This window comes from Anthropogastromicrobium aceti (assembly GCF_020687335.1).
Lineage (GTDB): Bacteria > Bacillota > Clostridia > Lachnospirales > Lachnospiraceae > Anthropogastromicrobium > Anthropogastromicrobium aceti.
This window is the reverse complement of record NZ_JAJEQN010000020.1, coordinates 28,332-54,826: the sequence shown is the minus strand read 5'-3', so window position 1 is coordinate 54,826 and position 26,495 is coordinate 28,332. Positions and strand designations below refer to the sequence as shown.

Below are 26,495 nucleotides of genomic sequence, written 5' to 3'. Positions count from 1 at the left end.
ATTGTTCTTTCTTGTCTTGCCTTTGTTATTTTTTCTTTTGACTAACATTTGAGCAAACTAATTTGCTTCATATGGCGCAATCGTGATGGCAACTCCATCCTCTGCCTTTGCCTTTATGCGAAGATACAAAAGATCGGTGTGATCATTTGCTCCCGGTGCCATCGGTGTTGCGCGTCCTGACTCGATCACAACAGACTCTGTATTTGAGTGAATTGTAATCTTAATTTTCACACCATAATATCCGTCTGCCAAAATTTCATTTTCATTTTGTACTGCTGATTTTGCCAGAATCGGAAGATTAAACAAAACATTGTCTGAAAAATCCGTAACGGTATCCTGTACTGTAACTGTCTCTGCACTATGGTCAATCGTGATATTGCGATGCTGCACACCGCACCCCTTTTGATTTTTAATTTCCATAGAGATGCTTTCGCAGCTATCATTTTTATCATCAAGGCAAAGCTGTGTTACTTTGCTGCAATCTGGGCCGTCATTCCATCCGCGCTCAAGGCTGTATGTACCTGCGCTCAGATTTATAAAGCCTGATGTCTTTTTAATCGGTCCATGTGGTGGTGCCTCAAACTGCATAACAGCATGTGAATAGGAGCAGATATGCCATGGTGTGCTTGCCTCAAAATAACCTTCAATTCCAGAATCCATTATAACTGGAATACAATGATAATAATAAATGAATGCGCCCTGATCCTTATGGCCATGTCCAATCCTTTTCTGGCTTGACATCACAGCCAGATAATTCTCCTGCGACGTGCCAAAATGATCACGGAATACATAGATTCCCGAATTTGGAAATGCTGCACAGGAGGTAAGTTCAAGACTGGCTGGTGTATTTGCCTCACCCTGCAGCGTAGACGAATACATCAGATTCTCTAATGTTACCGATTCACCCCAAAAACCCTTCACTGGCTTATTTGCACGACACCATGTCGCGTACATTTTCTGAGCGGTGTCACGATCATACTGTGCCACCTGATCACAGTACAAACCATATAACGCAAACTCGGTTCCATTTCCAAGCTTATGATCGCCAAACGGCGGTGTGGCAATGCTGTCATTAAAATATGCATATGGCGGTGTCTGTGTGTACAGTGGATAACGAAACATATCAATAAGTCCCGGCATATTAGCATTCCTTGAGATAAACCAATTTTCTCCAGACTCACGCTCCCACAGTCTTGCATACAATGAAAAATGCTCCAGCGAAGCAAAATGGTAACGAGGTGATTCCGGCCATGAGCCATCTGCATTTAATTTATAATCTAACTGCGCCCTAAGCACTGCCTCGGAATTATACATCCAAAGCTTTCGATTTGGAAAATCAGGAATTGCCATCATAATGGCTGCGCTTCCGATGTGCATATCGGTCTGCCAGTTGCTGCTTCCACGCTGTGCCCGCTCCTTTGTCAGAAGTGTACGGTCACGAAGATCTGCCAGATAACGCAGCATATAGGAAACAAGACCATAAAAACGATCCTTTTCTTCCTTATTCCATACTCCACTGTCACGAATCATCGAATATGCTACAGCTATTGTAAATAGGATTCTTCCTCCCTGCACTCCGCCGTAAGCATCGCTTCCCTCCGGACGCTCGTTGTAACGCAGCCAGTAATGCGCACCCTGACAGAAATCATCTAAGAAATGAAGCATCTCAATCTTTGACTTTTCTGCATATGACGTATCTTTTGTATACCAGTAACAAATTGCATCACACTGAGTGTACAGATTGTATTTTTTCACATAAAGCCATGACTTGCGATTAAAGTTTTCCTCGCGTGTGCCAAGCTTATTTCCCTCTTTGTCAAAGAATGTCAGCTCAATCTGCATACCCTTTTTTAACTTTCCATCCTGCTTTGCATCAAACATTACCGTGTAAATCGCGTCGTCTCGCAGCAAAATCTCTTTGTCATATGTCCACACGGCCTCGTGATCGGATGTTTTATTGCACAGTGTTACTTTGCAAACTGCTGTCTCACGTTCATTCACTTCCAAACTATTTGCTGTCTCAATATCAAGATAGATATTCTCTCCCTCTGAAGCCTTTAAGCCAATATTCCAAACCTGAATGTTACCAAGGCCATCGCGCTCATTGTCCTCGCGAGGCAGTCGAAGTGCAAACGATGCTGACACGGTTCCCTTTGGAACTGCAAAACTTGGGCGATTGCCTGCGCTTGTCTCAATGACAAATTCGCGGTTTAACTGCTCATAATTATCACTTGTGGCAAAGAGTGCGCTGTACGCTGATTTTCTTTGTTCAAGAGACGCGCTGTCAGCAAGCGCTTTTATCTGCTCGTACTGACCCTTCGTGAGAGGATCGGACTCGATTTTATGGCGAATTTCCTCCATCTGAGCTGCACTAAGAAGAAGGTTTCCGCCAGATTCTAAACCAATTTTGCTGCGAAGCACGCGTGAGGTGCGAAGGTCCCACAATGCATTCAGGCAAGCTGCCAGAGCCTTCGCAATTGCGGTTGTATCATTTGGATTTGCGGTTATATCATCCATATTGACACTGTTATCAGCAATATTTTTCTCGTTTTCTTCTCTGATTTTTGTCAGTTGATTTAATGCCTGTAAAAGCGCCTCTCCCGCTGATTTGCTATACTGGCCGATTGAATCTCCATAGGTGACATTAGACAGAAATTCACGGCATATTTTTTCATAATATTCGCAAGTCTCTGCCATAGACAGCTCAAACTTTCCAGACTGATTCACATAACTGTTTTCATCAATCTCAGAAGCAACAAGCGACTTTCGCAAATCCTGCGTTTGAAACCATGCCAGCGCATCCTCTAATCCATATGTACTGTAAACCTTTCCCGGCTCAAACCAGACGGATGCCATCGTATAACGCTTCTTTGCAAACTGGCAAGCATCCTCTTTGTTCCAATGCCAATTGCCAAACTCGCGTTTCGTTGTGAACGGTAATACTCCACTTTCGTCATTTTTGTCATTTTCATCTTGAGCTACTGCTGCCTCTGCCTGCTGTATCATATCCTCCAATGCAAGCTGCGCAACGTGCGTTGTATAAGGACACAAGTCCGTAAGACACGCTTTCGCCTTGCTGATCAGCTGCCTCAACTCATTTTCTATCATCTTTCGATCTGCCTCCTCACTTGTCTCTGACCTCGATTGTTCCGCTCACATGACTGCACTCCTCAATAAGAAATGGCACACGCTCATCCTCATTTTCACAATCGCATACCACGTGATCCAACGTCAGTCCATCCACTCTTCGGATATCCACAAATGCACACCGGCTCCAGTCTGGCCAATAATTCTCAGTCTGTTCTGGATACTCAGTTGGAATCTCCGATGCCTTCACGCCGCCAATGCTGTGATAAAACACATCTCGAAGTATCAGATCGCGAATTGCATGATCCTTTGCTGCGTCAACGCGAATGCCATTAAACTTTGGCTCACCCATGATGTCATCGGTAAAGCGATACTGCTTTTCGCTCATGCATGCCTCGTCCACTGCGGTAATTCCACTGACGCGAATGCGTTCGATCTTTCCCACCTTTGGCATCGCAGTAAGCTCCACAGAACTTCCCAGATCATCTGGCTCGAAGCGCTGATTCAGCAAGAAATATAGTGGTCTTCGCACATTTCGCATCGTAACATTTTCGATCAAAATATCACAAATCACACCGCCCTCGGTACACTCAATCTTAATTCCCTCGCGATAAATTCCATGCATCGTGCAATTGCTGATCACGACATTTTGAATATCACCAATAGACTTTAAACCGATGCGAATGCCTGCGCACACGGATGTAAATGCGCAGTTTGTGATATGAATATCCTCTGTTGTCTGGCCACTTGACTGCAGGCATAAATTATCATCAGTTCCTTTTATGTGACAATCAGATATCCACACATGACGGCAGCCGTCAAAATCAAGTCCGTCACCATTGTAGCGTTTTTCATTTCGGATATCCACACCATGTACCCAGATATACTCGCTGTCAAGAAAACACGTTGTCCACGCTGCGGCATTCATCAAACGCAGATGCTCCAGATGAAACTGCTTACAGTTCAGAAGGCGTAACATCATCGGACGATATTTATCCCCTGCATTTGGAAAGCTTTCCGCGTTACCATCAATCATTCCATATCCAATCAGACCAAAATCCTCTGCATCTTGTGCGAACAAAAAGCAACGATCCAATTCGGTCTCATTGCGGTAGCGATTGTGATGCGTGTCTGTCCCATAATCAAAAATCTCTGGGCTTGCCTTTAACAGTGCCGACTCTGCAATTTCCAGATAGACATAGCTCTTTAAATATAAGGTTCCGCTTAAAAATGTGCCATCCTCAAGCAGCACACGTCCGCCGCCATTTTGCGCACAGATATCAATCGCACGCTGAATCGCTGCGGTATCTTTTGTGACGCCATCTGCTTTTGCGCCAAATTCCTTTGCTCTATAAACTGCCATTTTATTTTTCCTCAAGTTCAATAGTATTGTAAGATTTCAGAATTTCATTTGCAAAATCATTTTTGTAAAGTTCTGATCAATTACACATTTTTATATGAGAACCAATCAAAATCTGCGGCTTTTCCAAATCCAGTTAGATCCTGACAACAAATTCCTGCCATTGCTCCTGTAAACCATCCTTCGTTGCATGCCTCGTCTGACAAAATGCTTGCATCGAGCACTGGACCAATCGCCTGATAATTTTGATTACCTACCGCATAGAAAAACTGCGCCTTGTCGTAGTCAACGGCTGCCTTTAAATAGACTGGTTTTCCTGATTCAATCGGCACAAAACCAGCAGGATATTCATATTTTTTATTCTCTGCAGTTAACAGTGTGATACATTTTCCCTCATCCTCATCAAATGTGACATGCAGATAAAAATAGTTGTCCTGATCGTACATCAAAATCAGTCCTGCCATCTGCTTAAACACCTCTGGCTCAAACTCCACGCATGTCGCAGTCTCGAAGCAAAACTCTTCCCATCTTCTTGCGATCAGACTCTGATTAAATTTTGAGGAAAGACCTTCCTGTCCACGAAGACGTAAATAGCCAGAACGCTCGGTGAGTGACCAATAGCCCGGTGTTAGCGGTTGGCGAAGTGTCTGATAGACCACCGACAGACCTGACGGATCATCAAAATCATCAAACATGCCATCACCAAATTCTTGCTGATCGTGCTGCTTCTGCTGATTTTTCTGCTCTGCCTGAGCCTTGTCAGCTAGTTCATCCGGCACCTCTGTCTCCAAATCAGGAAGCGTTGTTCCATTTGCCAACACCAGCCAGTCGTCCTTTGTCCATTTCATTTTCTGTATACACGTTTCTCTTCCTAGTGTGTAACGTCTTGCCCCTGCAAAGCGCGGTGCATCCATTGGATTTCTATTCTCAAGTGCACGACCACACAGATGAACTGCATACCACTCACCGTTTTGTGTCTCAACAAGATCGCAGTGTCCAGATTTTTGAAGCAGGAAATCTGGATGCTCTCTTGCTGTCAAAATAGAATTTCCCTCATACCACTCATATGATCCCCAGACATTTTTGGAGCGAAGAATCGACTGTCCGTGCAATTCTCCGGTTCCAGTATCTGCTGCAAACAGATAATACCAATCCTTTCGCTTGAAAATATGCGGACCTTCCAGATATACTTTATCTGCGCAGAAAATTTCCCTGACAGGTCCTACCATCTTCTTTTGCTCGTCATCATACTCCTGCAATACAAGACGCCCTACATATTTTTTCGGCACGCGATGATCAGTCACCATGCTGACCATATATTTTCTTCCATCGTCATCGTGAAACAGCGATGGATCAAATCCAAAATTGTTGAGTGCAATTGGCTCTGACCATGGACCAAGAATGTCAGTGGCAGTCACAAGAAAATTGGCAGTATCGTACATGTTGCAATAAAAAGATTTTACCACGGTATAAACCAAATAAAATGTTCCATTGTCATAGGTAAGACATGGTGCCCATATGCCCTGTGAGGCACCAACACCGCGCAGGTCTAGCTGTGACTGGCGATTTAATGGTGACGGCAGCTTTTCCCAGTGCACAAGATCTCTTGAATGGTGGAGGCTTACGCCCGGCCACCACTCAAAAGTTGAGTTTGCTATGTAATAATCATCCCCCACCCGAACAATGGACGGGTCTGGATAAAAACCTCTTAAGATCGGATTTTTTACTTTCATCTGGCTGTCTCCTCACTTCTTATGAGTATTCCTTTCTGATATTCTTCTAACAAGATTCGGACACTATTCTTCGTTGTGTCACTTTCCTGCGTATTTTCAATTCCCTTTACAGAAACGATCTGCTCTCTGCCATCTACAAGTGTTACTTTGATGCTCCACGGTCCTGCATACTGCACAGACTGTACCATCGCATCGCCTTCATGTGGCTCAATGACACTTGCAAAGCATGCATTATTTCCCGTCTGCTGTTGGAAGACGGTACGTCTCTTTTCACTTTCGTCACCAACCGGATAATCACCACCGATTACTGCATGAAAGCGTTTTGCATTCAGTCCTTCCAGATCAAGCGTGATGATGCCCCACTTGCGTTTGTCTCTCGGCTCTGCTGGAATAGCTTTATCAAACTCCTCTGCCTGTATGGTCACACGACCGCCCTCATAGTCTTTTCCGACACCGCATCCCTCATCGGTATTTTCACAAACATATACCAATTCAGACATATCAAGCTTCTTTTTATTTTTTGTCTCAATCACCGGATTCCCCCAGAAAATGGTTTTAAGTGATTCATACTCGTACAAATCGCCCTGACGGCCATCCTCGGTAAATACCTTTAAATACAACTTTTTCACGCCGTCAAGTGCAACATCAACAGTCTCTTTTCCAAGAATCCATGCACCAAATTTTCCCTCTGCGAGAACAACTTCCTGTTCACCAGATGCCTTATCTTTCTCCATTACTGCGCATACCTTCCAGTACAAACGCTTATTTACAAGAGCAAATTCTGGTGGGCAGGCAACGGCAAACTGCATACTATCATCTTGCTTCATCGGAACAAAATACAGATCGGTATCAAGTATTCCGTACTCGTTATATGCGGTGCGATTCTGCCACTTCCAGTCGTATCGCCAGAAATTATTTTTCTTTTCTGCATATTCAGTATGAAACTGGAATTTTATCGCAGCTTTGTCTTTTATTCCATCGACTGCTTGGCTGCCTTTGTTTACTTCATTATTTTTCTCATACCAATCACAGTCTGTGATAAATTGTGCACTTCCAAGCGGATCATCGGACAACTGCGCAGTATGACGCTCAATCGACAGTACATCATCCACTTTTGTAAGACCCTGCAGATGGTAAATGCACTGGAAATCATGATTGATCTCTGGCTGACTGCTCTTTGCATAATCAAAGTTAACAACATAATCATCTGTAAGGACAGTTACTCGTCTTGTAATAACAGGCTCTGTGAAGCCACTTCGCACTGCATACTCTGGATGCTTTTCTGGAATTGGAAAACTCCTACCCTCCATCCACTGGCGTTCTTCAATTGTCTTTTGCTTGCCTACCGGCCAGCCGCCATACGGCGGATAGCTCCATCTGCTGTTATTCTCTACACCAAATGCCTGCATTGCATCACCTGTATAAAACAAAAGCTGCTTTGGCGGTGCGGCTTCCTGCTGCTTGAGATCGACCGTGACCATATTGTGAGTGATCGACGTCTGACAATAAAATTTATACATGAATGTATGATAGCTGTACCAGATATTCTCCGGATTGGTTAATGAGCGACCATAGCGCATCAGTCCATTCATGCTTGCTCTGTCATAGTGACCATGTGCACCGCCGTGAGAGCCATATTTAAGACCCACCTGAATCTGCTCACGGATTGGACGATCCTTTTTATGAGAACGAAGCACAACAGATCCTGCATTCTGCGCATAGCAGCTCTTTTCATATGGAAGTTCATCTAACTCATATGCAGGACGCACCTCTTCTCCAAACAGTACATTTCGCTCATCATCGCCAAGTCTTGAAATCATATAAGCATACTCTGGCTTCTTGTACAAGCGATAAGCCAATTCATAATCAAGCTTATAAAATGCCTTTGTCTGTGCGTTGCTTTTTTGTTCGGCAGAGTCATTGATTCCCATGACAACTCCTCGATAATCATAGAACGGAATCAGGCTGTCCCAAAGCATCTCAATGCTTCTGTAGTTTTTTGTATTTTCACCCCAGATATCATTAGACAGACCATCTAAGCGCGCCTCTGCCACGCAGTTTGTTCTTCGGTAAGCTGGTGTAACCTTAATATCCTTAAAATTCATGCCAAAGTGTAATGCTACCACCGATATTTCTGACATAAGTCCTGCACACATCAAATTATAGCCGATGGAAGCCTCATACCACCAACCATCATCAAGCACACCCTTTGCTAGTTCGTCGGCAGCACCTCCCGGTCCATATAAGAAACGCTCCATACGCTCCTTATCACCTAATGCAGCTGCACTGTAAACAGCTCCTGCAATCTCAGCAAGCAGCCAGTTTGATGCCTCACCGCTGCAAATCTCTGCATCAATATATTCCATATAAAAACGCATTGTCTGCTCGATATTCTCTCGATCTTTTTCTGTCCAACCATCCCAGTCATAGATCAAATCATATGCACAAGCTGCACTTTTAAAAAACTCTCCATCATGCACAAGCTCCTGATTACCGGCACGTGGAAGTCTGCGATATCCATCTGGTGCACTCCACTCTCTTAAAAATGCTGCTGTTTTTTGTGCAAAACGAATCTCGCCGCTGATCTGATATATAATTGCACAGTCTCTTGCATGATGCGCATGAGAAGTGTCAAACAAATAGTCTTTGTTAAAATCAATTGATGGATACGACCATTCCTCTGATGCCTTATATGCCTTTTCATATGCTGCCTTTGCCCAATCTGCACGACTGATTTTCTGCCGAATTTCATTTAATAGATCATCATCGAAAATAACGCATGGATGCGGCAATTTTCGCATTGCATAAAGTGTAATTGTGCTGTCTCCCTCATTTTTTTCGTCTGTGTTTTCAATTACTTTCCACTTCGCATGAATCGGAAATTTTTCGCAGCCGCCTGGTGCCAACGTATCAGTCATAGAAATAGTTACTGTCACATTTTTGCTTTCTGATGCTTCCAGATGCAGCCAACCACAGTCTGAATCTGAAATCTGTGGCTTTAACTCTTTCCAGCCATCATCCTCTGCTGACAGATGAACCATAACAGGTGTCCTGCACTCATTTTCTATCGTAACCGAATACTCAATTGTTTCGCCTGGCTTTGTCCACTTTGAACACACTGGAGTGCTGATACTGACGCCATCAGATTTCTGGAAGGAAAGCGCCTCGACAAAAAGCACATTGTTACATTTCTTCTCGTCGGAAATATTTATAGCTGCTTTAGACTCATCAAACAAGATACTTGCGCATTCCTCTGCTATAGTTTGCTGCCCATCCTGCTTTGCATAGATTCGAATCTGCCTTACAAAACGATACTCACGCGACCGCGAAAGCGGCAAGGAAAAATCTTCTTTTCTTAAATAAAACCACTGTCTGCTCTTTGTCATGCACACCTGTGCCGTAACAAGAGTGCGATGTACACTTGCATTGCCGATTAGCTTTTCCAGCGTCATTTCAACGGTGACAAATAACGGCAGTTTCTCTGCCTCATATGTCAGGCACACTGCCAGTACTGGATTGTGAAAGTAATCTTTTGTATTTTTATTATACTGAAAAAGCCCTCGGTAAAAAAAGCCATTATCATCCAAGATCATTCTGCCTGTCCTCCCTATGTAAAAAGCGGGCGGTATTTCTTTCACACACCGCCCGCCTTCGCGTTACTTATTTCGATTTTAAATTTTGTTTTACTTGCTTGCCAGATACGCAGTCAGCTGCTCAACAAGTGCATCAACAACTTCCTGTCCGCCATTCTCCATAGCCTCGTCAACATTTGCCTTCAACATCTCTTTAATTGTATCGTAGGAGTTACCATAGCCATCTACGCGGATACCATGCAGCTTAACAGTTGCAACCATATCGGTAACAGCCTTACACTGTGCAACAGAGGTAGCTAAATCAACATCAGAGGTATCAAAGTGGAAACCAGTTACAGGCATGGTTACAAATGTGGAATCTTCCAGTTCATAACGTCTGTAAGCAAGTGTCTCATCATCATAGTATGTTCCAAGAAGCGCATAGGTCGGATTCCAAGTCATGCCATATCCACCAAACTGAGAATTGTAATCACTCAGAACATCTACTGTTCCTTCTTCCTCGCCATACGCAAAATCTGTTCCTTCAATACCATACTGAATCAGATCGTGTGCTTCCTGAGAGCCAAACATCCAGTCAAGGAACTTCATCGTTGCATCAATCTTTGTGGAGGTTGTTGGAATAGCCAGACCATTATTACCTGAACGGTCAGTTGGAATCGCTCCCTCTTCCTTATCACGGATCGAATCTACGTATACAAAGTAACCCAGTTCTGCATCATCATCTTCTGCTGCCTTCCAGGAGTCTACGTATTTCATATCTGCTACGTAATCATCCAGTGTACCAACGATAGATGCATTCAGACCAGCCTCAAACGGTGTACCACAATCAGTTACACTCAGGGAATCCGGATCAATATAACCTGCATCCTGCCAATTGGCAAACTTTTCATAACGGTCAGCACCAAAATCATGATTCCATCCCTCTGGGAAATCCTTAAAGTTCTCATCGCCGGAGCCTTCTACTGCATAGCTTACCAGCTCGCCATCTTTTACATAAGTCCAAATGGTCAAGCCTGCAGATGAGAATGACTGAAGTCCAGCCTGTGCAGATCCTTCCTGTGCTTCACCTCGAACAGAAAGCTGCTGGAAGAAACCTCTTGCCTGAGTTGCACCGTAAGGAATAACACCTGCATCTTTTGCTGCCTGCCAGTACTGCTCCATCTCATCATAGCTGTTGATCTGACCGTCTGTTCCTACACCCCAATCCTTTGCCCAGTCTTTTCTGTACCATACGACTGGAATACCATTTCCATAGGTCTCAAACAGTGGAATGTAACACATCTTATCGAACCAAATATTTGCTTCCATTACTTCTTCTGAGAATGCCTTTGCCAGTCCTGGATACTCATCTGGATTGTTAAAATAGGAAGAAAGGTCTGCATAATAGCCTTCTGGTGCCAGATTCTTTAACTGAACCCATGATGCGTCAAAAACAAGATCCCAGTCATTTCCACTTGTAATCTCAAGGTTTAACTTATCCTTATAATCAGCATGCTCAACCCATGTGATGTCCAGTGCTACGCCAACCTCATCCATGTACTCTTCTTCGTACTTTGCATATACAGCATCCCAGTTGTCTGGCTTTGGTCCCTTATGCATAAACTTGATTGTTACCACGTCTCCATCTTCTGCTGCCATTGCAGTTACGCCTGTGCCCATTGTACCAAACGCCATCAGACCTGCCATCGCCATTGCCATTTTTCCTGTCATCTTCTTCATTCTTATAATCCGCCTTTCTGGTTTGTTCCCTCTTGGGGCTCCCTGTTTGGGTATGGCTCCATTTTAGCTAAAAATTTTGGATTTTCAACACTACAAACTAACAGACTGTGCTTTTCAGTAGCATTTATACTATTTACTGTTGCTCTCCCTCATTTATCATATAGAATGAATGCTAAATCGTATAAAAAGTATAAAAATGCACTATGAGTTGATTTTTTAACTATTTTTCCCAGTGTTGAAAATTGAAGTTCATTTTTTAAGATGCAAATGCTTGTCAAACTTTTGTACCAATGATACAATTACAATAATTAAGTTCGGCAAAAAACTACACATAGAACGGAAAGGTATGGTTTTTTATGAAACAACATCACTCCCCTCTCACGCTATACCGGCAAGAGCTAAAAAAGCACTCTTATTTTAAACAGCTTTTTCACACATACGCACTAGTATCGGCCGCTTTGTTTTTGCTCTTTTCTGCGTTAATCACATACTATGTAAATGATGACTACAGACATACACTATCTGATATGCAGGAGCGAAGCATCAACCGTGCCTACCAGCTAAATCAATCTGTACTGCAGGATATCGCCAGCAGCTGCTTTAAAATTATGGAAGATGCCGATATGTCAGCGCTTTTGTATTCCACTGATTATACGCAAACAACAGGATTACAGGGGCGAAAAATTTATGATCAGATGAAGCAGACAAGTTCACTGATTCATTCACTTTACTTCATTAACTTTCGAACTGGAACTGTACTTGATGCCTATAACCGTAGCCCAATTGAAACGCACTACGATCAGGAGCTTTTCACCTTTTTGCAGGAACATACTCCGAACATCGCCTTCTATTATGGTCTGCCTAGATGGGTGTCCCGCGGTCCTAAATTTGCCTCTCAGCGCGTATTTTCACTGATTATCCATACTTCAAAGCTAGGTGCAATTGTTGTAAACATTGACTGTGATGCTTATGAGGAAATGATTCAGCTTGAGTCAAGCGATTATATCAACATCCTTGAGGTCTGTGGTGATGGCGATGTGCTTATTTCATCTGACCCAGAGCTGTGGGGTACAAATGTAAATGATGATGATACCTACAAAAAAATCACCGAGCGTGTTTCAAAAACGGATCATTTCTTGGAAGGCTCTGGACTACTAAAAAGTCGAGTTGTCTATTTACATAACAGCGGCATGGATTTGACATATTACTCTGTATTCAATCAAAATGCACTCTACACATCAAATCATCTGATCTGGGTTGTGCTACTTTATGGTGTATGTTTCATCGTACTCGGCATGCTAGTTACTTTCGGTGTTAGCGTGATCGTCTACAAACCCTTTCGCCTGTTCAAGGAAACGATCACAAACAGCTCTGCACTTACTGAAACAACTGTACAAACTGCAGGCATGGATGACTTTACGTATTTGTCAGGCATTTACCAAAATATTACTACAGCAAATGCACACCTTCAGGCGATGAGCAACAACTGGCTAAAGGAAAAGGATCGCATTACCTTAAAGCGCCTTATGACAAACGGAATCAATGCAAACCAGATTTATCCGCAGGAATACGAAGCACTAAACCAGTATTTCTGCCACGCATACAGCCAGATCGTTGTCATAAGCATCGACTTTTCCTCCAGCCAAAAGGAGGATTCAGGCGGAATTGGTCTTCTTCGCTACTCCATAAGCAATGTTTTTAATGAGCTAATGGAATCTAAGGTTCTCTTTATAAATATGGATATGTTCTTCCCAAGCGTTATCTATTTTGTCAATCACGATGATGCAACAAATGAGACACTGCGAAGCATTTTACTTGAAGGACAGGAATTTATGCAGAGTACCTTCCAAATTACATTGTCAATCGGTGTCAGTGAGCGTGTAAGAGACCTAGATGAATTGTCATTCTCCCATCGCAGCGCGCAGGATGCATTGAATCGACGTTTCCTTACTGGAGATGGCTCCATCCACTTTGCTGATGAACTCTCTCTGCCATCGCCAGCAGCCGAGCATTATCCATATGAACTGGATTCTGCCGCAATCGCAGCTCTAAAAAATACAGATTTTGACGCATTCTCAAATGCACTGACTGACTTGTTCAATGTAATTAGGCAATTTCATCTTGATCAGACGATTCGCTCTATTCTTCAGTTTGAGGTTGCAATGCAACGTTTTGAAAATGCAAATGATCTGATGGTTCAGACGCTCCCCTGGGAGATCGCCATTTTAACTCAGCTTGACATCAACACGATTCAAAATTATCTTCTAAATCGTGGAAAACAAGACATTGAAGAGTTGGCGGAGATTAAGAGTCACAGCAGCGAAAAGCCAGAGCTTATTCATACAATTTTAGAGCTAGTTGATTCCAATTTGTCTAACCCAAATCTTTCCGTTGTCTTCTTAGCAGGCGAGGTTCATCTATCCGTCAACTATCTTAGAAGCATTTTCAAGGAAAACACTGGCGATTCACTTTCAAACTACATCATTCAAAAAAAACTTGAACTGATCTGCCATCTTCTTGCAGACACAAACACAAGTCTTCAAGATATCAGCGATCAACTTGGATTTTCAACAAAGAACTATTTCTTCACATTCTTTAAAAAGCATATGGGCACCACGCCAAATGAGTACCGAAAAGAAAAGAAGCAGAATGAGCAGTAATTCAACTATTTTAAATTACTTGAAGCTTTTCCATCACGCAAAAAGAGCACCCTGACGGATGCTCTTTTTTATGCTTTCAATTCTTATCCTTTTTATTACAATTACATTGCATTTCTGCTTATTATTCTCTCTTAGCCCTTTACGGAACCAACTGTCAGACCCTGTACAAAATACTTCTGTAAGAATGGATACAGCAGGATAATTGGTCCAATTGCAACGATTATGGTTGCCATACGATATGCATAAGTCGGAAGTGTAAGCGAATTAAGACCTACTGCCTCTGCCGGTTGGTTTGCTGCATAGTTTACCTGACGTAAGATCTGCTGAATCAAATACTGTAAGGTGTAGTACTGGCTGTGGCTGGAGTCGATATACAGAAGACACTTATACCACTCATTCCAGTATGTCAGTGCGTAGAATAAACCAATCGTAGCGATTCCCGGAAGGGAAATCGGAATTATAATCTTAATCAAAATTGTGATATCGTTTGCACCATCAATCTTTGCAGACTCTGCAAGAGAAGCTGGAATTCCGCTGAAGAAATTTCTCATCAGAAGAATGTTCCATGCATTACAAAAGCTAGGAAGCAGCAAAACAAGAATGTTATTCTGCAAATGTAAAAACTTTGTTGTCAGAAGGTAATTTGCTACTAAACCGCCGTTAAACAGCATAGTAAAGTAGATAAACAGTGCCAGCACGCCTCTTGATTTAAAATTCTTTACAGACATCGCATATGCCGCACCACATGTAAATACCATTGAGAAAAAAGTTCCGACAATCGTTGTTCCAACAGTTATAAGGTATGCCTGCGGGATATCGCCACTGACGAATACAAGCTTGTACGCATCCAGCGAAAACTCAGACGGCCAGATATTGTAACCATTCTGTGTCAATGCACGCTCTGCAGTAAATGAGGAACCTAAAACTAACAAAAACGGAATCAGACAAATGATCGAGAACACTGTGATAAACAGATAAAAGCCTCCATTCATCACACGGTCGCTTCCTGTCATTTGAATATGCTTTTTCGCATCATATTGCTTCTTTTGTTTTTCTTTCTTTGCCATTTTACTTTCCCTCCCTCATCAGAATAATGCAGAATCTGGGTCTAACTTCTTCGTTAATGCATTTGTTCCAAGAACGATCACAAGACCCATAATAGACTGATACAAGGATACCGCAGAAGACTGTCCGATGTTACTTGACTCAACTAACATACGGTATACATATGTATCAATTACATCTGTTGTACGGTACAGCATGGTATTATTTAATACCAAGTTGTATATCATACCGAAATCACCATTGAAGATTTTTCCGATGCTCATGATAAACAGCATGACTGCAGTTGACTTTAACAAAGGAAGTGTCAAGTAACGGATACATTTACCTCTTGTTGCACCATCCACTCTGGCAGCCTCATACATCTCCTGATCAAGACCTGTGATAGTTGCCAGATACACAATAGAGCCATAACCTGCACCCTGCCATACTTTTAAGAATGTAAGAAGTGCCGGCCATACATCTGCATTCTGATAGAAGTTGATTCTCTCAAATCCAAGTGTTGCTAAGATGTTATTAATAAAACCATTGTTTGTCTTTAAAAGTGCCTCACAGAGAAGTGCAACGACTGTCCATGAAATAAAGTGCGGCAGAATGACAACTGACTGTGTAATCTTCTTAAACCACTTTCCTGATACCTCAGAAAGTGCAATTGCAATCAAAATTGATACCAGCATGGAACTGATAATAAAAAGTGCATTTAAATATAAGGTATTAAACGTTACCGTATAGAAGTTCTTGGAACCAAAGAATGCCTTAAAGTTCTTAAAGCCAACCCAATCACTTCCCCACAGTCCCTTAACGGCTGAGTACTTCTTAAAGGAAGCTATCAAATACACTAATGGTGCGTAAGAAAATACGCAGAACCAGATGACTGCCGGTAGTGCCAACAGACACAGATATGGATTGTAGCGGATATCATACAGAAGATTTTTGATGATACCATCCCCCTTTTTACTGCGAGGGTTTGTTTTTGTTTTTGCTTTCATAAAGCTCCACCTCTCTTTTTGTTTTCTTGTCTGCATTGTAGCGCACTCTTTGCTGAAAAAAAATCCCAAAAGCTACCGCCTTTTACAATCCGTTAGATTTCATAACAAATTCTGCGCCTGTTTTACAAGGCGCAGATGTTTATAAATATCTTACTTTACAGTTCAATCTTTTACGATACAGTTCAAAAAGTGATATTTTGTACTTGTTTTCGCACCAGATACGATAAATTTACCATTGTCACCGACAGTGACGTTAATCTGCTTCTTTGCAACCAAAGATTCATAATTAAATGATACAAAATCATCCTCATACAGCACACAGCTTCCTGTTTTATTTGTTCCAAAGCTCTTTACTGTGATATTAAATACAGTATCCTCTGTGACACATATCACAGGCTCTGCTACCGGAACCAGTGCACCGTCACGCGCAAAAACAAGCATCTCATTCCAGTCAGCTTCCAACACAAGACGTCTTCCACCTTCGATCTTTTCTCCTGTGAAGAAATTGTACCAATTACCTTCTGGAAGATAAACCTCACGGCTAGTTCCATCCTCAAGTGTCAGCGGGCATACAAGAAGATCCTTTCCGAAGAAATATTCATCATCCAGATTTCTCGCTGCCTCATCCTGCGGATATTCCATTACTACGGCACTCACTGGCGGAAGTCCTGTTTTTTGATACTCCTCAAATGCGCTGTACAGATATGGCACAAGCGACATACGAAGCTCAAACAGCTTTCGACATTCGTCTGTATAATATTGGGCTTCCTCCATTAGCTCGTTGTTTAAATTCTTCTGAATGTCTACCTGCTTCCACGGTGCATTTGGGATTCGCCAACAATTTAACAATGCATGATCTGAGAAGCAAACGGTCTGCACACGGCGAAGCAGATCATGACCATTTGCACAGTCACGCACTTCCGGCGCCCACAAAAGTCCTGAGAACGATGACGTTACCATACCACGAATAAATTCCTTGTGACTATATAGATCAGAATACAGCACAAATGGCATTGGTGCCGCAAGTGCACCAGAGGAACGAACCTGCGAGAATGTACGAATATTTTTCTTATGAAATACTTTTTCAAGCATATGCTGATAAAGAAGTCCTATTGCATTGTGCATCTGCTCACCATCCATTCCTCCTGGAAACTCGGTGCTGTCTGGGAAGGACCAACAGGACGGATTATAATCTGAATTATCACACTCATCGAGCTTAAATCCGGTAATTTCCTTGTCAATCAGCTCTTTTTCATGCCAGTCACCAAAGATCTCACAAGTCTCTTCCATTGAAAAATCTGGCACAAGACCGTTCCACACCTCATAATCGCCGCTGTATGGAACTAGTTTGTCATAAATTTTTGCTGCCGGGTAAACAAATGCATGCTCCCACAAATTAATGTGGTAATTGCTCTGCGTCAGCTCATCAATCAAGTCTTGCGGCTCTGGGAAAAGATTGCTCCACTCATAGGTACAGGAATATGAATGAGAATGCCAGCCAGGCTCTAATCCAATCACATCAATCGGCATCTTCTCATCTCGAAACTGTGATGCCAATTTTTTCACATGCTCCTGATCGCTACCGCCATACACGCGGTACCACATGCCAAGCCCCCACATGGGAACCTTACAACCACCACCTGAAAACAGGTTATAACGCTGAACTGCCGTCTTAATATCACCTGCAAAAAAATACAGATCAATGCCGCTTTCTGACGGAATTTCAATGATTACCTTTCGCTCTTCCTCTGCTCGCTTAAATGCATACAATGCTGACTCACTAAATTCTTTGTGCGGCTGATTCACTTCTTTTTTCATTGCAGAGGCACCCTTTTCGGCACTAGTTCCCATATAAAATGTAGCATAGCGATATGTATCCACAAATAGACCATATCCGGCAGTTGACACATAGAACGGCACAGGTGCATGACTTTCTCCAGTATCCATCTTCGGATCTGAATTTACCTTTATATAGCGTTTTCTTCCCGCTGCATTGACGCTCTGAAGCTGCAAGCCAAATCCAAAGATATCCTCACTTGTATTCATCGGAAGTGTCACCACGATTCCACGTGTTGTCTGCTTGATATTAACATCATCTGTGCCAAACGGAAGTTGTGGCTCTGCGCCCTGCTCTGCCGAAAGCACTGACAGCGCTTCCGTCTTGATTTCATTACTTCTGTGCGCAGTTGGAGTGTACGCAGATGGTGTTCCAAAACGCACCTTCCAGACGCCTAATGCGATCCGTTCCCATTTCTGTTCTTCTTTTAATCCTGTTTCTTGCTTTCTACTTGTCTCCATATTTTTCCATTCCTTCCGTATTAATAGCGTAAGCAAAAGTCCGCCTGATACCATCATTCTAACATCAAGCGGACTTGAAAAATACTTTGATTATTTACACTTGCTTAATTTTTACAATATCATACTCAAAAACATTTTTGCAAAATGACAATTCTTTCAAAAGAGCCTCTTCATCATCTGCTTATTTTCATACATCTTAGCATCTGCACTTTGCAGCAGTTTTTCTGTATCCTTGTCAGGATCATCACTCCATGCATATCCCATCGCTGCTGAAATCGGAATATCAGTCTTTTTATCTGCCGCTGCAAGTGCTTCTTTCACGCGCTGCATACATTCTTTTAAAAGCACCAAGACATATCAAACTTTCGCATATCTGCCTTGTCCATGCCTTACGCATATAAAAGCCTGCAAATATGGCTGTAAATCCCGACACTGCTGCAAACACAGCAAATATACCAGCATGAATATTTTTGACCAAAATCATACGATATATACCGCTTCGATTTCCTATTTGAAAATCTGACTGCTCAATTGCATCTGCTGCTTTTTCTGAGACATGAAAAAATTGAACCGTCAGCTTCTTTCCTGTTGGAACCTCGAATAAATGGACAAAACCTGTTCGCTTTCCTTCTGTGCGATAAAGACTTACATCATCGGCAAAGATTTCAAAATCAACCCAATGTGTTTTTAACATCATTATCCATTTTTTTCATTCTGCGATTTTGGAACATCATACTCATACTGAACAATTTCCTGCCCTCTGTTTTAATCACAGCGTACAGGGATTTTCAACGTAAAAAAGGCAGTCTTTCGACTGCCCTTTATTATAACGCCAAAATTGCCATTCCGATCAAATGAACTACAAATGCTACCACCCATGCTACAGCACACTGGAATAGCACAATGCCTACTGCCCATTTTGTTCCTAGCTCTCTTTTAATGGAAGAGATTGCTGCAATACATGGTGTGTACAGAAGACAAAATACAAGAAGAGATGCTGCTGACAGCGGCGAGAGTACTTCCAACAATGTCTTTGTACTTCCAAACAATACTGAAAGTGTAGAAACAACGCTTTCCTTTGCCATAAATCCTGCAATTAAAGATGTACAGATACGCCAGTCACCAAAACCAAGCGGTGCAAAGATTGGTGCGATTGCACCTGCCACTGCAGCTAAAATGCTGTCTTTTGAATCTGCTACCATGCTTAAATGCAATCCAAATGTCTGCAAGAACCAGATTACAAGAGATGCCATAAAGATTACAGTAAATGCTCTTTGAAGGAAATCTTTTGCTTTATCCCACATCAGCTGGAGTACATTTTTTGCTCCTGGAAGACGATAATTTGGCAGCTCCATTACAAATGGAACAGCCTCTCCATGAAACATAGTCTTTCTGGAAATAACAGCTGTTAAAATACCCATTGCTATACCTAAAAAGTAAAGACCAATCATGATAAAACCGCTTTGCTTTGGAAAAAATACCGATGTAAAAAATCCATAGATAGGAAGCTTAGCCGTACAGCTCATAAATGGTGTAAGCATAATCGTCATCTTACGGTCGCGCGCTGACGGCAGTGTTCTTGTCGCCATTACACCAGGCACTGTACATCCAAATCCAACCAACATTGGCACAATGCTTCGTCCGGAAAGGCCAATCTTACGAAGCGGCTTGTCCATGACAAAGGCAACTCGTGCCATATAACCACTATCCTCAAGCAATGATAAGAATAAAAACAGTGTAACAATAATAGGAAGAAAGCTAAGTACACTTCCGACACCATTAAATATACCATCAATTACAAGAGAATGAAGCACATCATTGACCTGCCATAGCGTCATCACAGCATCTGTCTTTTGCGTCAGCCAGTCAATTCCAATCTCCATCACATTTTGAAGTCCTGCGCCGATCACACCAAATGTCAGCCAGAATACAAGTGCCATGATTGCAGCAAACATTGGAAGTGCCGTATAACGTCCAGTCAATACTGCATCGATTTTCCGGCTTCTTTCATGCTCTTTGCTTTCACCTGGCTTAATCACTGTCTGATCACACAGCTTTTGAATAAATGAAAAACGTATGTCTGCGATGGATGCCGCGCGGTCAAGTCCACGCTCTTCTTCCATCTGCACAATGATATGCTCAATCATTTCCTTCTCGTTTTGCTCTAAGTTTAATGCCTGCTCAACAAGCTGATCGCCTTCAACAAGCTTACTTGCCGCAAAACGCACCGGAATACCTGCCCTAACAGCATGATCTTCGATCAGATGCATTATTGCATGAAGGCATCGATGAACTGCTCCGTTATGACTGTTTTCATCGCAAAAATCCTGTCGGCTTGGCTTTTCCTGATATTGCGCCACATGAATTGCATGGTTTATAAGCTCTGTAATACCCTCATTTTTTGCTGCTGAAATTGGGACAACTGGAATACCAAGCATAGACTCCAATTTATTGATGCGTACAGATCCGCCATTTCCGCGCATCTCATCCATCATATTGAGTGCAAGCACCATAGGCACATCAAGCTCCAAAAGCTGCATTGTCAGATACAGATTTCGCTCAATATTTGTGGCATCCACGATATTTATAATGCCGGTAGGCTTTTGCTTAATAATAAACTCTCTTGTCACAATCTCCTCACTGCTGTAGGGAGACATTGAGTAAATGCCGGGCAGATCTGTCACAAGCGTATCAGGATGATTTCGAATCTGACCATTTTTGCTGTCAACTGTCACGCCTGGAAAATTTCCAACGTGCTGGTTTGAACCAGTCAGCTGATTAAAAAGTGTTGTCTTTCCGCAGTTTTGATTTCCTGCAAGCGCAAATGTCAATACTGTTCCCTTAGGAACTGGATGCTCATCTGCCTTTTGGTGGAAACGTCCGCCTTCACCAAGACCAGGATGCTCTGTCACAGCATTCTCTTTGGAAATATTTTTTGTGTTCTTTTCCCTTTTGTCATCCGACTTTGTCACAGAAGATTCATCAATTAAAATCTTCTCTGCATCTGCCAGACGAAGAGTCAGCTCATATCCGTGGATTCTAAGCTCCATCGGATCGCCCATCGGCGCCAGCTTAACCACCGTCACCGAAACTCCGGGAATCACACCCATATCAAGAAAATGCTGCCTCAGCGCACCTTCTCCTCCAACAACGGTGACAACCGCTGTCTTTCCTATTTCAAGATCCTTAAGTGTCATATTATGTCACTTCCTTTGTGAATATATCGACTTTGATGTCTTTTTCAGAAGCCATTATAACAATTCACGATGGATTTGAAAATAGTTATTGAAAATATTTTTCATTTATAGTTTAATAAATCTTTTTTCTTGGGTCAATAGAATAAACCTTTTTGTTTTCTATTGATGTAAATGGTCCTGGAAAACTTTGTTCTCCTCTAGCTTCCCCAAAGAAATCTCCTGCTGTGAGTGTATTTGTTGATACTGGCTTTAACTTCTCTGCGTTGTCTATCAGATTTATTCTCTTTTCCTGTCCATGGAAAAAGACCGGCTTTTTAGCTGCCTCATCAAATGTAATGGTATATGCCTCAGTATCTACCTTAACACAAACCCAGGCAGTCTGTCCATTTTGATCAAAACCATAAAATTCCTTCCATGTTTTTAAATCCAAGCATACCTCTGGTTCTGGATACATTACACGCAAATATCCAGAAGGCTGATTTGCATAACAGTTATTTTCTGCCTCATTATGCTGTGTAGGAAATGTAATTGCAGACTGACCACATTCATAGAAAAAATTGTTAAAAATTCTAGTATCACGTCCCGTTCCGCCTCGCATCATATCCTGCTCCATGCGAAATGAAACTGGCTTTGCAAAATATCCAGAACCTCTGCACTTTCCAAAGAAATTATTAGAAAGATACAGATGATCAGTTCCTTCACCATACACACCATATCCATTTACCACATCGTGTTCACGCAGCTTATACCAGCCACTTGAACCAGGCTCCTTCGGGATTTTTTCCTGGTCAAACCTGCCCTCTATGTTCCAGAAAATATTGTTATCAATCAAGTTTGTCTCATCTCTGCTGCACTCAATAAAAACTGCCTCTCTTTGCTCAATACCATCTAAAAACAAATTTTGTGTAATGCGGTTATTTTCATTTCCACAATCAAGCCACAAATGATCGGCACGATATGTTCGTTTAAAAATATTACGACGAAACAGACTTCCCACACTGTTATGCAGTTTTATACCCGCAGCTTCCCAGGACAATTCCATTTTCTGCCATCCTGTTCCTTCGATTAAATTGTCCTCTATAAGCACATGCTCTGCAAATAATCCTGCAATTCCGCAAACACCAACATCCTTGATATGACATCCTCTAATAATTGTATATCCGATTTGTTGATCCGGTAAAATATCATGATGCCAGCATTCATTTCCAATATCAATTCCAACTGCATTTGACCAGTCAATTGTGCAGTTCTCAATAATCCAATGATGACCGCGCATGCATGAAAGAGCTCCACGTTGCGGAACTGGTGCTCCCATCGCTGCATGTGCACACGTGATTCCTTTAACATGAATATATGAAAGAAATGGAATCTCAGGTGCAAAACATTGCTCTCGGCATGTAAGTTCAATCGTATGCATTCTCGGGTCTTCATCATTTTCCAGTCGAAAATGTATCGTCTGACCATTTGCTTCTACCCAATAGCTTCCTGGCTGTTCTGTCATCTGACGATAAAGTGCTACCTGTACAAGTGGTTTTCCATCACAAAATACCATGCCTCTTCGATTTAAATATGGTGTCATATCTGTTTTATCATACTCAATAAATAACCTGTCATGCAAAATATTAACTGCGCAAAACGGATTATATCCTTTAAATTGCTCTGGGTTTAAATGATGACACCAAATTATCGGAGTTTTTTCCTCACCTTCTATTTCTCCCATTATCCAGCCCGTACTTTTTTCAAACTCAGTCACTTCTTCCGAAGCTTTTATAACAACATCTCCATCCCCTGCAGCTTCATATAAAACCATTTTTTCTGGTCCCTCTCCTCCAGCCTGAGGACGAACACATTCGCGATAAGTACCCTGATGAATAACAACCTTTGTACCTGCCACAGCACGCCTTGCAGCCTCTGAAATTGTTTTTAGTGGTGCCTCACTGCTTCCATCATTATTGTCTGCACTCATCTTATGCGCTGGATTTACATGAATCACCGTATCATAACTACACGGCATTTCCCAGCTGACAAATTCACTTCCATCTGGAAGTACTGACATAATATCTTTTTTCATTTTTTCCTCCTTTTTGATATTTTGTACTTGATTTATTGTAAGAAAAACGTTAAACTATAGCATATAGTACTACTATTTTTATCATTTTAGAATGTATTATTTTATACTTTTGTTGTATTACTATGTAACTATGTTACTGTTTATATAGACTGTAACACAAATATATAAGGAGGTTTTATCATGAGTCAACTTACTATTTCAACGCAGGAAAAACGTTTTCCTGTTGCTCCAGATCTATACGGCTTATTTTTTGAAGATATCAGCCATGCTGGTGACGGCGGCTTGTATCCAGAGATGCTTCGTAATCGTTCCTTTGAGGATTCTCTGCTTCCCGATGGCTGTATCACAAACGATAATGGCAAAACATTTACTTCTCCAACAGGATGGATTGATGAGTTCAACAATGGCGAGGGAATGAATGACTGGATCGCATCACAAAAAATTGCACCAACCACAATTCCTGCCTGGTATTCCGAAAATGCAGACATGCAGCTTAATAAAGATAATACACTCAATGATAATCGGCGCGTTTCTCTTCAAGTTGATTTTGAGGAAAATGGCAAAATCTATAACATCGGATATAATGGCATTAATCAAGAAAAAGGAGATACATATAATTTCTATCTGTTTGCAAAATCAGAACAAACACTGCATCTGACGGTATCCATTCAAATAAATAATCAAACATCCTGCAGCAGCGATATCATCATAAACGATGCTAATTGGAAACGCTATGATGCACAATTTCTGGCCACTGAAACAGCAAGAAATGCTACTTTCTCCATTCAATGTCAGGAAAAAGGAACCCTTTACCTTGGCTTTTGTTCTCTTATGCCTGCAGAAACATTTCACGGTCACGGACTTCGCAAGGATCTTGCAGAAAAGCTTGAACAAATGCATCCTTCATTCTTGCGTTTTCCAGGCGGCTGCATCGTAGAAGGCTTTACACTTGAAACAGCTATGTTTTTCTGTAATACTGTCGGTCCCGTTTGGGAACGTCCAAGCCACTGGCTTCTTTGGCACTATCGAACTACAAATGGTCTGGGATTCCATGAGTATCTGCAGTTATGTGAGGATTTAAAGCTTTCTGCTCTTTATGTGTGCAACTGTGGTATGACTTGTCAGGGACGCGGTCCTTATTATTTCAACGAAGCTCAAATGCAGTTTGCTATCAACGATACCTTAAATGCCTTAGAATATGCACTTGGTTCAAGCCAAACACATTGGGGCAGTCTGCGTGCAAAAATGGGTCATCCAGAACCGTTTTCCCTTAAATATCTAGAGATTGGCAATGAAAATAGTGGTCCTGAATATGAGGCTTGCTTTAATCGCATTCGAGAAGCTGTGCTTGAACGCTATCCTCAGATCATTATTGTCTCCAACACAAGAAGCGAAACAATAAAAACAGATATTGTAGATGATCATTATTACAATATGCCTGAATTTTTTGCAGAAAATATTGATATTTATGATGACTACAGCCGCAAGAATCCCAACATTTTTGTCGGTGAATTTGCAGTAAACCAAACTTATGAGGGACAGCTGCGCGCTGCAATCTCAGAAGCTATGTTTATGGTTGGTTTTGAACGAAATCAAGATGTTGTAAAGCTTTGTTCTTATGCTCCACTATTTTCTCACGTTCATTACCAATCCTGGTATCCAAATCTCATAATGTTTGATAATAGCAGAAGCTATGTTATTCCAAGCTACTATTGTTTCAAACTATTTGGTGCGAATCGCGGTGACATGGTAGTTTCCTCCAAAGAATCCTGCGAAAAAATTTATCTATCCATGCATGGTCTTCCTGTCATCAACGGTGATTGTGGATTAACCTGGAAAAATGCTGTTTTCAATAGTATACCTGTTTTTCCAACAAAAAGCCTGCATGGAAAAGCCATACAGGACAATGATTCATATGTTTTACAGGAAAATGATGCCGATGAATTTACTAATCAGTCAATTCGAAGTCAAATTTTACCTGGCATTGCTCTAGGTAATGATGTAGAAAGCCGCGAAGGCAGCTTTACTGTTCAAATTTTGGCTGAAAAAGGAAAACGAATCGGCGTTGGTATGTTGTGTTCACCAAAGCCATTCAGCTATTATGACCGAACTGATCCGAATCCAAAGGATCCATGGATGCTTTTTAATCTAGAGCCTCTGCGCTGGATTGTTGAAGGCAATACTGCTGCTCTCTATCGCGGCGGCATTTCCCTTACGCAATATTCAGAGCCAAAACAAATTTCACTTCGCTATGGAGAATATAATGAGTTTCACTATGAGCTTACAAAAACTGCAGTCAGTCTATATCTAAATGGTAAACTTATCGATACTGTTGAACTGCCGCATTATCAATCTATGTGTTCTGTCACGACTGATACTGACGATAGTGTAATAATAAAAATTGTCAACTTCTCCGAGACAGATGATCCAGTCTGCATTTCAATAGATTGTGATGTAAAATCAGAGTATGAGGTTTCGCAGCTCACTGGAAAAGCTGATTTTGAAAACTCCCTTGACAATCCAGACCAAGTTCATGATACAACAACAATGTTAACTGGTGCTGGCAGATGTTTTACCTTTACTGCCCCAGGTCTTTCCGTCAATGTGTTAAAATTAAAGAAAAAATAAGCAATGCTTACCTCCGATTATTATACTCATAAGTTACTTTCTTATGAGTATAATAAATCGAATAGTCTGCAAATCTAAGTGTTTTTTTTACTTCCAAG

General features: G+C 41.8%; 14 protein-coding genes. 2 read left to right on the top strand and 12 right to left on the bottom strand.

The genetic code is table 11. From position 1 onward, the window contains the following. Nucleotides 1-57: 57 nt before the first annotated feature. The 5 genes from LKD48_RS09030 to LKD48_RS09010 form a co-directional block, all read right to left on the bottom strand. A complete protein-coding gene (locus tag LKD48_RS09030; protein ID WP_308731828.1) occupies nucleotides 58-3,108 on the bottom strand; it encodes a heparinase II/III family protein in 3,051 nt (1,016 codons plus the stop codon). Nucleotides 3,109-3,124: 16 nt separating this feature from the next. After that, a complete protein-coding gene (locus tag LKD48_RS09025; RefSeq protein ID WP_308731827.1) occupies nucleotides 3,125-4,450 on the bottom strand; it encodes a glycoside hydrolase family 28 protein in 1,326 nt (441 codons plus the stop codon). Nucleotides 4,451-4,530: 80 nt separating this feature from the next. Then, entirely contained in the window at nucleotides 4,531-6,180 is a 1,650-nt protein-coding gene (locus tag LKD48_RS09020; protein WP_066563856.1) for a glycoside hydrolase family 43 protein, read from the bottom strand. Beyond that, complete coding sequence (locus LKD48_RS09015) at nucleotides 6,177-9,773, bottom strand: COG1470 family protein (protein WP_308731826.1); 3,597 nt, start codon at nucleotides 9,771-9,773, stop codon at nucleotides 6,177-6,179. The genes LKD48_RS09020 and LKD48_RS09015 overlap by 4 nt, the downstream gene beginning before the upstream one ends. A 90-nt stretch (nucleotides 9,774-9,863) precedes the next feature. Continuing rightward, a complete protein-coding gene (locus LKD48_RS09010; protein ID WP_308731825.1) occupies nucleotides 9,864-11,492 on the bottom strand; it encodes an extracellular solute-binding protein in 1,629 nt (542 codons plus the stop codon). 356 nt (nucleotides 11,493-11,848) lie between these two features. On the opposite strand from LKD48_RS09010, the gene LKD48_RS09005 reads away from it, so the two are divergent. Then, nucleotides 11,849-14,152, top strand: a complete 2,304-nt coding sequence (locus LKD48_RS09005) for a helix-turn-helix domain-containing protein (RefSeq protein ID WP_066563842.1) — start codon at nucleotides 11,849-11,851, stop codon at nucleotides 14,150-14,152. 131 nt (nucleotides 14,153-14,283) lie between these two features. On the opposite strand, the gene LKD48_RS09000 is transcribed toward LKD48_RS09005, so the two are convergent. The 7 genes from LKD48_RS09000 to LKD48_RS08970 form a co-directional block, all read right to left on the bottom strand. Continuing rightward, complete coding sequence (locus LKD48_RS09000; protein ID WP_066563839.1) at nucleotides 14,284-15,219, bottom strand: carbohydrate ABC transporter permease; 936 nt, start codon at nucleotides 15,217-15,219, stop codon at nucleotides 14,284-14,286. 18 nt (nucleotides 15,220-15,237) lie between these two features. Next, nucleotides 15,238-16,203: an ABC transporter permease gene (locus LKD48_RS08995; RefSeq protein ID WP_066563836.1), complete on the bottom strand. Its 966-nt coding sequence runs from the start codon at nucleotides 16,201-16,203 to the stop codon at nucleotides 15,238-15,240. 162 nt (nucleotides 16,204-16,365) lie between these two features. Beyond that, nucleotides 16,366-18,501, bottom strand: coding sequence for a TIM-barrel domain-containing protein (locus tag LKD48_RS08990; RefSeq protein WP_066563834.1), 2,136 nt, complete (start codon nucleotides 18,499-18,501; stop codon nucleotides 16,366-16,368). A gap of 156 nt (nucleotides 18,502-18,657) precedes the next feature. Further along, nucleotides 18,658-18,831 (bottom strand): diguanylate cyclase, encoded by a 174-nt coding sequence (locus LKD48_RS08985; protein WP_156501023.1) that lies wholly within the window; start codon nucleotides 18,829-18,831, stop codon nucleotides 18,658-18,660. After that, complete coding sequence (locus LKD48_RS08980) at nucleotides 18,794-19,198, bottom strand: hypothetical protein (protein ID WP_066563832.1); 405 nt, start codon at nucleotides 19,196-19,198, stop codon at nucleotides 18,794-18,796. Before LKD48_RS08980 ends, LKD48_RS08985 begins: the two co-directional genes overlap by 38 nt. Before the next feature lie 127 nt (nucleotides 19,199-19,325). Continuing rightward, complete coding sequence (feoB, locus tag LKD48_RS08975) at nucleotides 19,326-21,698, bottom strand: ferrous iron transport protein B (RefSeq protein ID WP_308731824.1); 2,373 nt, start codon at nucleotides 21,696-21,698, stop codon at nucleotides 19,326-19,328. Between the two features lie 112 nt (nucleotides 21,699-21,810). Next, on the bottom strand, nucleotides 21,811-23,769 hold the full coding sequence (locus tag LKD48_RS08970) for a right-handed parallel beta-helix repeat-containing protein (RefSeq protein WP_308731823.1): 1,959 nt from the start codon (nucleotides 23,767-23,769) through the stop codon (nucleotides 21,811-21,813). A 180-nt stretch (nucleotides 23,770-23,949) separates the two neighbouring features. Between LKD48_RS08970 and LKD48_RS08965 the strand changes: the two genes are divergently transcribed. Further along, on the top strand, nucleotides 23,950-26,397 hold the full coding sequence (locus tag LKD48_RS08965; RefSeq protein WP_308731822.1) for an alpha-L-arabinofuranosidase family protein: 2,448 nt from the start codon (nucleotides 23,950-23,952) through the stop codon (nucleotides 26,395-26,397). Nucleotides 26,398-26,495: the final 98 nt, after the last annotated feature.